Annotated in this window: 12 protein-coding genes and 1 pseudogene; 2 read left to right on the top strand and 11 right to left on the bottom strand. The window is 74.3% G+C overall.

What is annotated here, in order from left to right; translation table 11 throughout:
• Nucleotides 1-112 precede the first annotated feature (112 nt).
• The 10 genes and pseudogenes from ABT084_RS30490 to hutU form a co-directional block, all read right to left on the bottom strand.
• Nucleotides 113-1,279 carry a lipid-transfer protein gene (locus tag ABT084_RS30490; RefSeq protein WP_351050699.1) on the bottom strand — a complete coding sequence of 389 codons (1,167 nt, stop codon included), beginning with the start codon at nt 1,277-1,279 and terminating at the stop codon, nt 113-115.
• Nucleotides 1,276-1,668: a MaoC family dehydratase gene (locus tag ABT084_RS30485; protein WP_351050775.1), complete on the bottom strand. Its 393-nt coding sequence runs from the start codon at nt 1,666-1,668 to the stop codon at nt 1,276-1,278. Before ABT084_RS30485 ends, ABT084_RS30490 begins: the two co-directional genes overlap by 4 nt.
• Before the next feature lie 18 nt (nt 1,669-1,686).
• Nucleotides 1,687-2,373, bottom strand: a pseudogene (locus ABT084_RS30480) (acyl-CoA dehydrogenase family protein); the annotation flags it as partial.
• A gap of 15 nt (nt 2,374-2,388) precedes the next feature.
• Nucleotides 2,389-3,399: a hypothetical protein gene (locus ABT084_RS30475; protein ID WP_502969232.1), complete on the bottom strand. Its 1,011-nt coding sequence runs from the start codon at nt 3,397-3,399 to the stop codon at nt 2,389-2,391.
• Nucleotides 3,396-4,502 carry a COG1470 family protein gene (locus tag ABT084_RS30470; protein WP_351050696.1) on the bottom strand — a complete coding sequence of 369 codons (1,107 nt, stop codon included), beginning with the start codon at nt 4,500-4,502 and terminating at the stop codon, nt 3,396-3,398. The genes ABT084_RS30475 and ABT084_RS30470 overlap by 4 nt, the downstream gene beginning before the upstream one ends.
• 17 nt (nt 4,503-4,519) lie before the next feature.
• Complete coding sequence (locus ABT084_RS30465) at nt 4,520-5,215, bottom strand: LPXTG cell wall anchor domain-containing protein (protein ID WP_351050695.1); 696 nt, start codon at nt 5,213-5,215, stop codon at nt 4,520-4,522.
• A gap of 126 nt (nt 5,216-5,341) precedes the next feature.
• Entirely contained in the window at nt 5,342-6,562 is a 1,221-nt protein-coding gene (hutI, locus tag ABT084_RS30460; RefSeq protein ID WP_351050693.1) for an imidazolonepropionase, read from the bottom strand.
• A 96-nt stretch (nt 6,563-6,658) separates the two neighbouring features.
• The gene (locus ABT084_RS30455; protein ID WP_351050690.1) at nt 6,659-8,008 is read right to left on the bottom strand and encodes a formimidoylglutamate deiminase; all 1,350 of its coding nucleotides are present in this window, start codon (nt 8,006-8,008) and stop codon (nt 6,659-6,661) included.
• Nucleotides 7,999-9,189 (bottom strand): allantoate amidohydrolase, encoded by a 1,191-nt coding sequence (locus tag ABT084_RS30450; RefSeq protein ID WP_351050769.1) that lies wholly within the window; start codon nt 9,187-9,189, stop codon nt 7,999-8,001. The genes ABT084_RS30455 and ABT084_RS30450 overlap by 10 nt, the downstream gene beginning before the upstream one ends.
• 35 nt (nt 9,190-9,224) lie before the next feature.
• Nucleotides 9,225-10,889: a urocanate hydratase gene (hutU, locus tag ABT084_RS30445; RefSeq protein ID WP_351050687.1), complete on the bottom strand. Its 1,665-nt coding sequence runs from the start codon at nt 10,887-10,889 to the stop codon at nt 9,225-9,227.
• Nucleotides 10,890-11,003: 114 nt separating this feature from the next.
• On the opposite strand from hutU, the gene ABT084_RS30440 reads away from it, so the two are divergent.
• Nucleotides 11,004-12,458 carry a type III PLP-dependent enzyme domain-containing protein gene (locus ABT084_RS30440; protein WP_351050684.1) on the top strand — a complete coding sequence of 485 codons (1,455 nt, stop codon included), beginning with the start codon at nt 11,004-11,006 and terminating at the stop codon, nt 12,456-12,458.
• A gap of 44 nt (nt 12,459-12,502) precedes the next feature.
• On the opposite strand, the gene ABT084_RS30435 is transcribed toward ABT084_RS30440, so the two are convergent.
• Complete coding sequence (locus ABT084_RS30435) at nt 12,503-13,363, bottom strand: MurR/RpiR family transcriptional regulator (RefSeq protein ID WP_351050681.1); 861 nt, start codon at nt 13,361-13,363, stop codon at nt 12,503-12,505.
• A 145-nt stretch (nt 13,364-13,508) separates the two neighbouring features.
• Here ABT084_RS30435 and ABT084_RS30430 point away from each other — a divergent pair, with 145 nt between their 5' ends.
• The gene (locus ABT084_RS30430) at nt 13,509-13,877 is read left to right on the top strand and encodes a hypothetical protein (protein ID WP_351050678.1); all 369 of its coding nucleotides are present in this window, start codon (nt 13,509-13,511) and stop codon (nt 13,875-13,877) included.
• The last annotated feature ends 91 nt before the right edge of the window (nt 13,878-13,968 follow it).

The raw sequence follows: 13,968 nt of genomic DNA, 5'->3' as shown, positions 1-13,968 counted from the left end.
GGTGGCTCCCGGGATCGGCCGCAGGTGCCGAAACCGGGTCCCTCTCAGGTTGTAGGACGGGGGTTTCCCCCACCTCCTGAAGGTGGAGAGGCGGGGGTCCCGAAGAGACGGCCTAGTGGTCCGCGCCCAGGATCAGGCCGGAGGTCGGCACCCCGGTGCCGGCCGTGACCAGTGCGTGGGCCGCGCCCTCGACCTGGTTGACCGAGCTGCCGCGCAGCTGGCGCACGGCCTCGGCGATGCCGTTCATGCCGTGCAGATAGGCCTCGCCGAGCTGGCCCCCGTGGGTGTTGAGCGGGAGCGCGCCCGCGGCGACGTAATCGGCGGCCTCCCCCGGCTTGCAGAAGCCGAACTCCTCCAGCTGCATCAGCACGAACGGCGTGAAGTGGTCGTAGAGGATGCCGACGTCGATGTCGCCGGGGCGCAGACCGCTCGTCCTCCACAGCTGCCGGGCCACGACGTCCATCTCCGGCAGCCCGGAGAGATCGTCCCGGTAGAAGCTCGTCATCGCCTCCTGACGGCGCCCCGCCCCCTGCGCCGCCGCCGTGATGACGGCGGGTGCGTGCCGCAGCTCGCGCGCCCGCTCCACGCTCGTGACGACGATCGCCTGCCCGCCGTCGGTCTCCTGGCAGCAGTCCAGCAGCCGCAGCGGCTCGACGATCCAGCGCGAGGCCGCGTGATCGGCGAGGGTGATGGGCTTGCCGTGGAACCAGGCGGCCGGGTTCGTCGCGGCGTACCGGCGGCCGGTGACGGCCACGTGCCCGAAGGCCTCGGGGGTCAGCCCGTACGCGTGCAGGTAGCGCTGCGCGGCCATGGCCACCCAGGAGGCCGGGGTGAGCAGGCCCCACGGCAGGGACCAGCCGAGGGCCGCGCCCTCCGCCGACGGCTCGCGCTGCTGCACCCCGGAGCCGAAGCGGCGGCCGCTGCGCTCGTTGAAGGCGCGGTAGCAGACGACCACCTCCGCGACGCCCGAGGCGACGGCCAGAGCGGCCTGCTGGACGGTGGCGCAGGCCGCCCCGCCGCCGTAGTGGACGCGGGAGAAGAAGGAGAGGTCCCCGATCCCCGCTGCCTGGGCGACGGTGATCTCGGGGCTGGTGTCCATCGTGAAGGTGACCATGCCGTCGACGTCGGCGGGGGTGAGCCCGGCGTCGTCGAGCGCGGCGTGCACGGCTTCCACGGCGAGCCGCAGTTCGCTGCGGCCGGAGTCCTTGGAGAACTCCGTCGCGCCGATCCCGGCGATGGCCGCGCGCCCTCCGAGGGAGTCCCGGGTGCGGACGCTCATGCCGCCTCCCCTGGCAGCGTGGCGGTGACCGTGCCGGTCACGTGGTGGCCGATGCCGTTGACGCCGACCACCTTGATCTCGACGGTGTCCCCGTCGATGGCGGTGACCGTGCCGGTGAGCGTCATGGTGTCGCCTGGGTGGTTGGGCGCGCCGAGGCGGATCGCCACCTTGCGGAGCACCGCGCCGGGCCCGACGTGATCGGTGATGTACCGGCCGACCAGTCCGTTGGTGGTCAGGATGTTCATGAAGATGTCCGGGGAGCCCTTCTCCCGCGCCAGTGACGCGTCGTGGTGCACGTCCTGGTAGTCGCGGGAGGCGATCGCGCCCGCGACGATCAGCGTGCGGGTGACCGGTATCTCCAGCGGCGGCAGGCTGTCGCCCACCCTCATCGCGTCGGCTCTCATCCCTCAGACCTCCTGCGCCAGTACGGCGCCCAGTTCCGCCAGTAGTTCGCTGCCACAGCCGAGGTACGCGTCCAGCTGGCGCCCCCAGAGGAAGTGCCGGTGGACGGGGTGGTCCAGGTCGGCCCCCATCCCGCCGTGCAGATGCTGGCCCGCGTGCACGACCCGCTTGCCCGCCTCCGAGGCCCACCAGGCGGCGGTCAGGGCGTGCTCGGCCGCCGGGAGCCCCTGGTCGATGCGCCAGGCCGCTTCGTACGCCGTCACCCGGATGGCCTCGGTGTCCATGTACGCGTCGGCGGCGCGCAGCATGACCCCCTGGTTGGTGGAGAGCGGCCGGCCGAACTGCTCGCGGACGCCCGTGTAGGCGACGGCGCGGGCCAGGGAGCCCGCGCAGACGCCCGCCTGGAGCCCCGCGAAGGCGGTGCGGGCGCCGGCGAGCACCGCCTCGTACGCCCGGCCGTCCGCCGCCCCGATCCGCTCGCCCCCGGCCGCGGTCAGGGTCAGCCGCCCGGCCGACCACGGGGCGGTGGTCTCCTCCCGCGCCGTCGCGGCTCCGGGTGCGTCCGTCCGTACGAGCCACAGCGTCCGGTCCGTGTCCGGGACCAGCACGTGCGTGGCGTCGCGCAGCCACGGCACGGCCGGGGCCGTACCGGTGAGGCGGCCGCGCGCGTCCGCGGTGAAGCGGCCGCGCGCCCTTTAATGCGATTACTAGATACCATTTTCCATTACCACGCGAGGTGCACAGGTGCTTTCCGAGAAGTCGCTGCCGCGGTGGCGGCCGGATCCGGGGGCGCGCGGGCGGACCTTGTCGACGACGGCCATGCCGATCCGGAAGACCGCGGCGGGGATCACCAGGCAGAGCAGGCCCCAGAAGAGCAGCACGCCGTACGGCCGGTCCACCCCCCAGGGCTGGGTCGCCAGGACCTTCTCGCCGTACTTGAGCGAGAGGGTGTAGTCGCCGTACGCGCCCGCGTCGAGCGAGACGTCGATCGCGACCCGGGCCTTCTGGCCGGGCGGGATCGTGCCCTTCCACTGGTGCTCCTCCCAGGTCGGCGCGAACACCCCGTGGGCGGTGCCGATCTGGAAGACGGGGTCGGTGACCGGGGCCGAGCCGAGATTGCCGACGGTGACGACGAACCTGCGGCTCGGCGGGGCGCCGAACCAGGTCAGCACGCCGTCGTCGCCCTCCAGCTGGACGCCGGTGAGGATCGCCAGGCGGGCCGTCCCGGACTCCGCGGGCAGGTCCGCCACCGGGTGGTCGGTGATCTTCACGGGCACGGCGACGGTGGACTGGTCCCCGTTGACGGAGGCCACGTCGACCACGCAGGGACAGGGCTTGGGCGGGGCCACCACCGGCAGTTGGGCGGCGAAGTGCCCGGCCTCGTCGACGGAGACGGCGTTGCCGTCCGCGTTGGCGCAGCTGTTGGTGCCGCCGATCATGTTCTGCCCGCAGACCAGCAGCATGACCATCGTCTTCGGCCGCCAGCCCGCTCCGGTGACGGTGATCTCGGTGCCCTTGGCGACCTCCTGGAGGGAGAGCGTCGCGGTGGGTTTTCCGTCGGCGGCCGGCGCGGACCAGGCCGGTACGGCCGCCAGCGCGAGCAGCGCGCCGGTCACGGCGGCCACCAGCCCGGCGGCCCAGCGGCCCGGGCCCGGCCGGTGCGCGGCGGGGCGGGCGCGGCCGGATGCCGGGAGCGGAGGATCGTAACGCGCGCTCACCTGGGCGCTCCCGTCAACTCGTGGGCTGCCTCGTGGGGTTCGGCGCCGCTTCCGGGTCCGTCCGGCGGGCGCGGCGCCGCGTCGGACGGCGTCGCGCGGGCGGCCCGCCGGGTGCGTACGAGCAGGTGCGCGGCCAGGGCCACGGCGGCGAGGCCGGACAGCCCCGCGCCGGTCGGGCCCGCCAGGCCCCAGGGCACGAACCACCGGGAGGTGGTGGCCGTGGCGCGCGCGCCGCCGGGGGCGGTGACGGTGAGGGTGAGACCGGCGTGGTCGAAGACCGGGGCGCCGGGCCAGGGTTCGCTCAGCTCGACCCGCTGGCCGGGCAGCAGCTCCACCGGCAGGGTGCGCGCCGCCCGGCCCGGCACCTCGCCGAACAGGCCCTCGGCGCGCACCGACAGCTCGGGCGCGAGCGCCACGTTGCCCCGGTTGACCAGGGTGTAGCGGATCACGGCGGCCGCGCCCTTGCCGCTCACCGAGGCGTGCTCGACGGTGAGGGCGGCCAGCGTCGGACCGCTGACCCGCAAGTGGACCCGTACGGCCGCCTCGTGGCCGGATTCGGCCGCGACCACGGCGACGGGGTGGTCGCCGGGCAGCGCGGAGGGCGGCACGGTGACGGTGAAGGGGACCACGGCGCGGGTGCGCGGGGGGATCGTGACGGTACGGGTCGCCCCGAAGCCGATCCAGGAACCGGCGCCGGTGGACTCCTTCGCCGGGCGCACCGCGAGGGCGCCCGCCCCGGTGTTGTAGGCGTCGGCTCCGCGCAGGGTCACGGTGTGTTCCCGGTCGGTGGGGTTGGCCAGGGCCAGCCGGTCCTCCAGCACGGTGCCGGGGATTCCTTCCAGGTAGAAGTACGGTCGGGCCCCGCCGGGCCGGGCGGCCGACCCGGTGGCGGGCTCGGCGGTCCAGCCGGGGTCCGCCGCCCACGCCGGGGCGGCGGACGGCAGGACGCCGAGGAGGAACACCCCGAGCACCCCGAGCACGCCGAGCACGCCGAGCGGCCCGAGCGGCCCGGACCGCCCGGACGGCGTGCGGCGCGTACAGCGCGTACAGCGCGTACGGCGCGTGCGGAGGGCGCGGCGGTGGCGGGTGCGGAGCGCGGGCATGGCCGGGTCCGCTCCGTTCAGGACCGGGCCCGCTGGCCGCGCCGGGTCAGCCAGAGCACTCCGGCGGCGCCGGTGAGCACCACGGTGCCGCCCAGGGTGCCGAGGGCGAGGGCGGAGTCGGCGGGGCCCGTCTGCGGGAGGGTGTCCCCGCCGGTGGAACCGCTGGTGGAGCCGCCGGTGGCGGGGGCCTTGGGGGCGCCCGCGGCACCCGTCACGTCCATCTCGAGCGACGGCTTGGGGCTGTTGCCGGGCTTGCAGGTGGTCGTGGTGCCCATCGCCTTGATGGTGAGCACGCCCGCGGTGAAGGTGACCTTGCCGCTCTTCTTCGGGGTGTAGGTGCCCGAGAGGTCGGAGATCTTGATGGGCGTGTTGGCGGGCGCGGCCGCGGCGTTGGGCGGGCCCGCGACCGGGACACTGGCCGTCTCGGCGCCGGCGACCGTGATGACGGCGCTGGGCGTCATCGCGCCCGGGCCGAGCTCGATGGGGCTGGAGGAGACGCCCTTCTGGAAGGACATCGTGAGCTTGTAGCCGTCGCCCTCCTTGACGGCCTTGATGTCGATGGGCGAGACCGCCGATTTTGGACCGATCGGGGTCTCGCAGTCGTACTTGACGTCGACCACATCGGCCTGCGCGGCCGGGGCGGCCAGCAGGACCGCCGATCCGGCCAGCGCGGTGGCGAGCGCGAGCGCGGTGGAGCGTTTCCGGTTGGACACCTTCGTCTTCCCCTCGGACCTCGGAACCACGGGTCACTGATGGCAAGTTACTGACGGCACATCAGATTTGGTGGCTCAAAGTACGCCGAGGGGCTTACGGAGGGAAGAGACAAGTGCACCCCGGTATCAGGAGGCCCTGACACCCCGCTGCCACACGGCCGAAACGAGCGGGACACCCGGGCGGTAGGCCAGGTGGACGTGGCTCGGGGCCTCCAGAACGGCCAGATCCGCGCGCGCGCCGGGCGTGATCGCGCCGATGTCGGTGCGCCGCAGGGCGCGGGCGCCGCCCGCGGTGGCCGACCAGAGGGCCTCGTCGGGGGTCATGCCCATGTCCCGGACGGCGAGGGCGATGCAGAAGGGCATCGAACTCGTGTAGGACGAGCCGGGGTTGCAGTCGGTCGACAGCGCGACGGTGGCGCCCGCGGCCAGCAGCCGCCGGGCGTCGGGCCACTGGGCGCGGGTGGAGAACTCGGCGCCGGGCAGCAGGGTGGCCACCGTGGTCCCGGCGGCCTGGCCGAGCGCGTCGACGTCGGCGTCGGTGAGGTGGGTGCAGTGGTCGGCGGAGGCCGCCTCCAGCTCCACGGCGAGCTGGACGCCGGGTCCGTGGGAGAGCTGGTTGGCGTGGATGCGCGGGATCAGGCCGGCGGCCGCGCCCGCGGTGAGGATCGCGCGGGCCTGGTCGCCGTCGAAGGCGCCCTTCTCGCAGAAGACGTCCACCCAGCGGGCGTACGGGGCGCAGGCCGCCAGCATCTCGCCGGTGACGAGGTCGACGTACGCGGCCGGGTCCTCGGCGTAATCGGGGGAGACGATGTGCGCCCCGAGGTAGGTGACCTCCTCGGTGTGGGCGGCGGCGATGCGCAGGGCGCGGGCCTCGTCCTCGACGGTCAGGCCGTAGCCCGACTTGGTCTCGAAGGTGGTGGTGCCCTGGCGGCGGGCCTCGTCGAGGTGGCGCACCAGATTGGCCTCCAGCTCCGCGTCGGTGGCGGAGCGGGTGGCGGCGACCGTGGTGCGGATGCCTCCGGCGGAGTAGGCGCGGCCGGACATCCGGGCGTTGAACTCCTGGGTGCGGTCGCCGGCGAAGACGAGGTGGGAGTGGGAGTCGACGAAGCCGGGGATGACGGCTCGGCCCTTCGCGTCGAACGCGGCGTCCGTGGCCGGGGCCTGCGCGGTGGGGCCGACCCAGGCCACGGTCTCGCCGTCCAGGACGACGGCGGCGTCCTGGAGCAGCCCCAGCGGGGAGCCGTCGCCCTGGGCGGGGTCGTTGGTGACGAGGCTGCCGATGTTGTGGATGACGGTGGTGGTCACGGTTTCCTCTCGGAGGCACGGGGCTCCGGGGCGGAGCTGCATGGTGCGCTCAAACGCCGGACGGGCTGGATTCGCGCAGCGAATGACAGCCCCGCCGGCGTTTGAGGCGCGGGGTCCGGGGCGGAGCCCCAGGACGGGTCAGCCGCGGACGGCTGCGATGGCTTCGGACAGGGCGGCGGCCACGTCCCCGACCAGGGCGTGCGCGCCGTCGCGGACGATGTGGCGCCCCCCGACGACCGTATGCCGGACATCGGCGGCGGAGGCCGCGAAGACGACCGTCTCGGCCCCGAGCCGCGGCAGCGGCCCCGCGGTCCGTACGGAGTCCAGCGCGACGGTGGTGAAGTCCGCCAGCGCCCCCGCCTCCAGGCGGCCGGCGTCGTCCCAGCCGAGGGCCGCCTGCCCGTCCCGGGTCGCCGCGGCCAGCAGCGCGGCCGCCGTCCAGTGCCCCCGGGTCCGGCTGCGCAGGCGCTCGTTCAGCTCCATCGCGCGGGCCTCCTCCAGGAGGTCGATGACGGCGTGGCTGTCACTGCCCAGGGACAGCGGGCTGCCCGCGCGCTGGAGCCGGGTCGCGGGCCCGATGCCGTCGGCGAGGTCGCGTTCGGTGGTGGGGCACATGCAGGTGCCGGTGGAGGTGCCGCCGAGGAGCGCGATGTCCCCGTCGGTGAGGTGCGTGTTGTGCACGCCCGTGGTGCGCGGCCCCAGGACCCCGTGGTCGGCGAGCAGCTGGGTGGGGGTGCGCCCGTGCGCGGCCTGGCAGGCGTCGTTCTCGGCGGTCTGCTCGGACAGGTGCACGTGCAGTGGGGCCCGGCGCTCGGCGGCCCAGCCGGCCACCGTGGCGAGCTGGTCGGCGGGCACCGCGCGCACGGAGTGCACGGCCGCGCCGATCAGGGCGTGCTCGCGCGGCTTCAGCGCCGCCGCCCGCTCGGCCCAGGCCTCGGCGGTGCCGTCGGAGAAGCGCAGCTGGTGCGGTTCCGGGGCCTGGCCGAAGCCGGAGGAGAGGTAGGCCGTGTCGAGCAGGGTGATGCGGATGCCCGCCTCGGCGGCGGCCTCGATCAGGGCCTCCCCCATGGCGTTGGGGTCGGCGTAGGGGGTACCGCCGGGCGCGTGGTGGACGTAGTGGAACTCCCCCACGGCCGTGATCCCGGCCAGCGCCATCTCCGCGTACGCCGCGCGGGCGAGCGCGAAGTAGTTCTCGGGGGTGAGGTTCTGGGCGGCCCGGTACATCAGCTCGCGCCAGGTCCAGAAGGTTCCGCTGCCGACCTGGACCGTGCCGCGCAGCGCCCGGTGGAAGGCGTGGCTGTGCGCGTTGGCCAGGCCCGGGAGGGTGAGCCCGCGCAGCACCTCGGCGCCGGGCGGCGGGGCGTCCACCCCGGTGCGCAGCGCCGCGATCCGACCGTCCATGACGTCCAGGGCGACGCCCGGCTCGACGTGGGTGCCGAGCCAGGCGTGCTCCAGCCAGTACGTGTTCTGCTGCGCGTTCAACGGCACGCCAGACCTTCCAGTACGTCGGCGAGGGCGAGGACTCCGGCGACGCAGTCGTCCTCGGCGGCGAACTCGGCCGGGGAGTGGGAGACGCCGGTGGGGTTGCGTACGAACAGCATCGCGGTCGGGATCGATCCGGAGAGGATTCCGGCGTCGTGTCCCGCGCCCGTGCCGAGGACGGGGACGGCCCCGCCCAGGATCCGGTTCAGCTCGTCGCGCAGGGCGTCCTCGAACTCGATGACCGGGGTGAAGGACTCGCGGACCACGCCGAGGTCGATGCCGTCGGCCTCGGCGCGTTCCCGGGCGGCCTTCTCGATCGCCGTGACGACGGTGTCGAGGGCGGCCTGGTCGGGGGCGCGGGAGTCGAGCCAGCCGCGTACCAGCGACGGGATGGCGTTGACGCCGTTGGGCTCGACCGAGATCTTCCCGAAGGTGGCGACGGCCCCGGCGAGGGCGGCCTCGGTACGGGCGGCCAGGACGGTCGCCGCGTAGGTGAGCATCGGGTCGCGGCGGTCCACCAGGCGGGTGGTGCCCGCGTGGTTGGCCTCGCCGCGGAAGTCGAAGCGCCAGCGGCCGTGCGGCCAGATCGCGGAGGCGAGGCCGACCCGGTCGCCGGACAGGTCCAGGGCGCGGCCCTGTTCCACGTGCAGCTCGACGAAGGCGCCGATCCGGGCGAGGCGTTCGGGGTCGGCGCCGATGGCGTCCGGGTCGTATCCGGCGTCCTCCATGGCGCGGGGCAGGCTGATGCCGTCCGCGTCGCGGAGCTCGTACGCCTTCTCCTTGGTCAGGTGTCCGGCGGCGAGCCGGGAGCCGACGCAGGCGAGCCCGAAGCGGGCGCCCTCCTCGTCACCGAAGTTGGTGATGGCCAGCGGCCGGGAGAACTCCGCGCCGCGGGCGCGCAGTTCATCCAGGGCCGCGAAGGAGGACACGACGCCGAGGGGGCCGTCGAAGGCCCCGCCGTCGGGTACGGAGTCCAGGTGGGAGCCGGTGACGACGGCGTCCCCGGCCAGGGGGTCGCCGAGCCAGGCCCACTGGTTGCCGTTGCGGTCGTCCTCGTACGTCAGGCCGCGGGCCTCGGCCTGCGCCCGGAACCAGGCCCGGCAGTCGGCGTCGGCGCCGGTCCAGGCGTAGCGGCGGTAGCCGCCGCTCCCCTGGTCCCGCCCGATGGGCCGGAGCCCGGCCCACATGTCGTGGAACGAGGCTCCGGCCGCGGCGTTCTGGGTCACGCCTGGTCGCCTTCGCGCATCGGGATGCGGACGTCGCGCTCGTCGGCCACGGTCTCGGCGATGTCGTAGCCCGCGTCGACGTGGCGGATGACGCCCATGCCGGGGTCGTTGGTGAGCACGCGGCGGATCTTCTCGCCCGCGAGCTTCGTGCCGTCGGCGACGGTGACCTGGCCCGCGTGGATGGAGCGGCCCATGCCGACGCCGCCGCCGTGGTGGATGGAGACCCAGGAGGCGCCGGAGGCGACGTTGACCATGGCGTTGAGCAGCGGCCAGTCGGCGATCGCGTCGGAGCCGTCGAGCATGGCCTCGGTCTCGCGGTACGGGGAGGCCACCGAGCCGCAGTCGAGGTGGTCGCGGCCGATGACCAGCGGGGCGGCGAGGGTGCCGTCGGCGACCATCTCGTTGAAGCGCTCGCCGGCCTTGTCGCGCTCGCCGTAGCCGAGCCAGCAGATGCGCGCGGGCAGGCCCTGGAAGTGGACGCGCTCGCCCGCCATCTTGATCCAGCGGTGCAGGGACTCGTTCTCCGGGAAGAGGTCGAGCATCGCCTTGTCGGTCTTGTGGATGTCCGAGGCCTCGCCGGACAGGGCCGCCCAGCGGAAGGGGCCCTTGCCCTCGCAGAAGAGGGGGCGGATGTAGGCGGGGACGAAGCCGGGGAAGGCGAAGGCGCGGTCGTAACCGGCCAGCTGGGCCTCGCCGCGGATGGAGTTGCCGTAGTCGAAGACCTCGGAGCCCGCGTCCATGAAGCCGACCATGGCCTCGACGTGCTGGGCCATGGACTCGCGGGCGCGGGTGGTGAAGCCCGCCGGGTCCTTGGCGGCGTAGGCGGCCATGTCGTCGAAGTCGACGCCCACCGGCAGGTAGGCCAGCGGGTCGTGGGCGGAGGTCTGGTCCGTCACGATGTCGATCGGGGCGCCTTCCGCGAGCATCTGCGGGAGGAGTTCAGCGGCGTTGCCGAGCAGGCCGATGGAGAGCGGCTTGCGGGCGTCGCGGGCCTCGACGGCCAGCTGGAGCGCGTGCCGCAGGTTGTCGGCCTTGACGTCCAGGTAGCGGTGCTCGATGCGGCGGTCGATGGCGCGCGGGTCGACGTCGATGCAGATGGCGACGCCGTCGTTCATCGTCACGGCGAGCGGCTGGGCGCCGCCCATGCCGCCGAGGCCGGCGGTCAGGGTGATGGTGCCGGCCAGGGTGCCGTTGAACTTCTTGGCGGCGACGGCGGCGAAGGTCTCGTAGGTGCCCTGGAGGATGCCCTGGGTGCCGATGTAGATCCACGAACCGGCGGTCATCTGCCCGTACATGGTCAGGCCCAGGTTCTCCAGGCGCCGGAATTCCTCCCAGTTGGCCCAGTCGCCGACCAGGTTGGAGTTGGCGAGCAGGACGCGCGGGGCCCATTCGTGGGTCTGCATCACGCCGACCGGACGGCCGGACTGGACCAGCATGGTCTCGTCCTGCTTGAGGGTCTGCAGCGTGCGGACCATCGCGTCGTACGAGCGCCAGTCGCGCGCGGCCTTGCCGGTGCCGCCGTAGACGACCAGCTTGTCGGGGTGCTCGGCGACCTCGGGGTCGAGGTTGTTCTGGAGCATCCGCAGGGCGGCCTCCTGCTGCCATCCCAGGGTGCTCAGGTCGGTACCTCGTGCGGCACGTACGGGGCGGGGTCCTGACATGGCGGTGCCTCCTCCGGTGTTGGTCAATCCATTCACATACTCACCCTCTGAATAGATTCAGTCAACAGCTGCGGGCATGTCGCCATGACGGTTCGCCGGTGGTTGGCTGGCGGCATGACCGCTGGCCGGCTGACGGACATGACCCCCGAGGTGGACGCGAAGGGCGCCGCCGCGCGCCGCGACCTGGCCGTACGGGCCGCCGTACGGCAGGGGCTGGTGGGGCCGGGCGAGCGCGACGCGCCCCTGGTGTGCCTGCTGGACACGGCCGGGATCCGCGCCTCGGCGGCCGCCCTGACGGCCGCCTTCGCGGCCGCGCTGCCGCCCGGCACCCCCGTGCTGCACGCCTTCGCCGTCAAGGCCTGCCCGCTGGTCCCGGTGCTGCGGCTGCTCGACGCCGCGGGGCTGGGCTGCGAGGTGGCCAGCGCCGGGGAGGTGGCGCTGGCCCGGGCCGCGGGGGTGGCCCCGGAGCGCACGGTCCTGGACTCCCCCGCCAAGACCACCGCCGAGCTGCGCGAGGCGCTGGCCCTGGGCATCGCCGTCAACGCCGACAACCGCCAGGAGCTGGAGCGCGTCGACGCCCTGATCGCGGCGGCCCCGGGTCCCGTCCGGTCCCCGGTGGGCCTGCGGATCAACCCGCAGACCGGCGCGGGCACGATCGACGCGCTCTCCACCGCCACCGCGACCTCGAAGTTCGGGTTCGCGCTGCGCGACGAGGGGGCGCGCGAGTGGCTGGTGCGCGCCTGCGTCGAGCGCCCCTGGCTGACCCGGCTGCACACCCACTCGGGGTCCCAGGGCGTCCCCCTGGCGCTGATGGCGCAGGGGGTGCGGGCGGTGCACGCGCTCGCGCAGGAGATCAACGCGGCGGCCGGGCGGCGGCAGATCGACACCCTCGACATCGGCGGCGGCCTGCCGGTGAACTTCGCCTCGGACGCCGCTACCCCCTCGTACGCCGACCACGTGGCCGCCCTGCGCACGGCCGTCCCCGCCCTCTTCGACGGCTCGTACGGCCTGGTCACCGAATTCGGCCGGGCGCTGACCGCCAAGCACGGCCTGGTGATCGCCCGGGTCGAGTACACGAAGACCACCGGCTCCCGCCCGATCGCGCTCACCCACGCGGGGGTCCAGCTGGCCACCCGTACCGTGTACGCGCCCGCCGTGTGGCCGGTGCGGATCCTGGCCTACGACGGCCGGGGCGTCCCGAAGGGCGGCGCGCCCCTCGCCCAGGACGTCGCGGGGCCCGCCTGCTTCGCGGGCGACCTGCTGGCCGAGGCGCGGCCGCTGCCGCCGCTCGGTCCGGGCGACCTGATCGCCGTACCGGACACGGGCGCGTACTTCTTCACGGCCCACTACGGCTACAACAGCCTGCCGCGCCCGCCCGTCCACGGCTTCACGGTCGGGGACGGTGCGGGCGGGGACGGTGCGGGCGGGGACGGTGCGGGCGGGGAGGGCGCGGGCGAGGAGGGCGCGGGCGAGGAGGGCGCGGTCCGCTTCGCCCTGGTCCGGCCGGGGCAGCCGCTCGCCGCCCTGGTCGCGGAGGCGGGCGCGGAGCAGCGCGACGCGCTGCTGTGACCCGGGCCCCGGGCCCGGGCCCCGGGCCCGCCCGTGCCCCGGCTCTACTCCACGAACAGGGAGCGGGCGGCGGCCTTCGCGTCGAAGGCCTCCAGGCGCGCCTGGGCGTCCGGCAGGGCGTCCGCCATCGACTCCAGCAGCACCCGCCCCAGGAGCATCGGCGCGCACGCCGTGTCGAAGGCGAGCCCGGTGCCGACCGGCGCCGGGATCAGCAGGTCCGAGTGGCGGGCGACCGGGGCGAACGCGGAGTCGGCGACCGTGACGACGGTCAGGCCTGCCGTACGGGCGTACTCCAGGGCGGCCACCACCTCGCGCGGGTGCCGCGGCAGCGCGAAGCACAGCAGCGCCGAGGCACCGGATGCGGCCGCCGCGTCGATCCGGTCGGCCAGCATCGAACCGCCCTCGTCCAGCAGCCGCACATCGGGGTGCACCTTGCCGGCGAAGTACGCGAACCCGCGCGCCTGCGAGGACGCGGCCCGCAGCCCGAGCACCGGCAGCGGCACCGACCCGGCGAGCACCCGCCCCGCCTCCTCGACGGGGCCGGGGTCGGCGAGCATCGCCGAGAGGTGGCGCAGGTTGTCGATCTCGGCCTGCACGGCCTGCTGGTATGAGTTGTACGAGTCGCTGCCCGGCCCGCCGGGGCGGCCGGCGGGGGCCACCTCGCGCAGGTGGCGGCGCAGGGCCGGGTACCCGTCGAAGCCGAGCGCCACCGCGAAGCGGGTCACGGACGGCTGGCTGACCCCGGCCAGCTCGGCCAGCTCGACGCTGGACAGGAACGGCACCTCGGCCGCCCCGCGGACCATGCAGTGGGCGATCCGCCGCTGCGTCGGCGTCAGCCGGTGCCCCTCGAACAGCTTCTGCAGCCGCGCGGCCGGGCTGTCGCCCCGGTCGCTCTTGTCGCTCATCCCGCCCCCTCCGTCCCGTGGACCCCTGACGTATTCAGTCAGCAAGCACTCTGCATGCGGTTATGCAGGACGGCAACCCTGGCCGGTCGGATACGGGGGCTAGCCCCAGTGCCCCGGGGCTGCGTGCCTTCCTAGCCTGGAGGGCATGGAACCCCACGCCCAAGAGCTGAAGAAGGACTTCGACGCCACCTTGAAGGCCCGCGGGGAGCTGGGGGCCGAGTACGAGGCGGCGCTGGTCGACTCCTTCATCGAGAAGGTGGACACCCAGGTCAGGCGGCGGCTGGCCGAGCAGCGCCTGCACGAGGTCCGGGGCGGTCCCGCCGCCGGTCGGTCCGGCGGGCCGAACTTCGCCGAGCGCTTCGGCTTCGCCATCGTGACCCTGGTCCTGGCGATCCCGCTGTCGGCGATCGGCGTCGTCAACGCGGGCCTGACCGGCCTCCTGATCTCCTGGGCCGGCATCCTGGGCGTAAACCTCGCCCACACGAAACTCCCCCACCGCCACACCGGCGACTAGTAGTGCTTTGTTAGCTGCTCTTGTCACGGCGTGTGTCTGGTAGTTCGCTGGTTGTATGAGGGCTGGGGAGCTTGCTGCGGTTCGGGTCCGG

The sequence above is a fragment of the Streptomyces sp. NPDC002138 genome, from assembly GCF_040296485.1.
Taxonomy (GTDB): domain Bacteria; phylum Actinomycetota; class Actinomycetes; order Streptomycetales; family Streptomycetaceae; genus Streptomyces.
Note: the sequence above shows the minus strand (reverse complement) of the source record. Positions and strands in the feature narration are given on the sequence as shown.

What these genes read in the sequence shown, in the direction of transcription:
- ABT084_RS30485 (WP_351050775.1), bottom strand. Translation starts at nt 1,668, where the DNA reads ATGAGGGTGGGCGACAGCCTGCCGCCGCTGGAGATACCGGTCACCCGC.
- ABT084_RS30435 (WP_351050681.1), bottom strand. Translation starts at nt 13,363, where the DNA reads ATGAGCGACAAGAGCGACCGGGGCGACAGCCCGGCCGCGCGGCTGCAG.
- ABT084_RS30490 (WP_351050699.1), bottom strand. Translation starts at nt 1,279, where the DNA reads ATGAGCGTCCGCACCCGGGACTCCCTCGGAGGGCGCGCGGCCATCGCC.
- ABT084_RS30470 (WP_351050696.1), bottom strand. Translation starts at nt 4,502, where the DNA reads ATGCCCGCGCTCCGCACCCGCCACCGCCGCGCCCTCCGCACGCGCCGT.
- hutI (WP_351050693.1), bottom strand. Translation starts at nt 6,562, where the DNA reads ATGCAGCTCCGCCCCGGAGCCCCGTGCCTCCGAGAGGAAACCGTGACC.
- ABT084_RS30440 (WP_351050684.1), top strand. Translation starts at nt 11,004, where the DNA reads ATGACCGCTGGCCGGCTGACGGACATGACCCCCGAGGTGGACGCGAAG.
- ABT084_RS30430 (WP_351050678.1), top strand. Translation starts at nt 13,509, where the DNA reads ATGGAACCCCACGCCCAAGAGCTGAAGAAGGACTTCGACGCCACCTTG.
- hutU (WP_351050687.1), bottom strand. Translation starts at nt 10,889, where the DNA reads ATGTCAGGACCCCGCCCCGTACGTGCCGCACGAGGTACCGACCTGAGC.
- ABT084_RS30450 (WP_351050769.1), bottom strand. Translation starts at nt 9,189, where the DNA reads ATGTGGGCCGGGCTCCGGCCCATCGGGCGGGACCAGGGGAGCGGCGGC.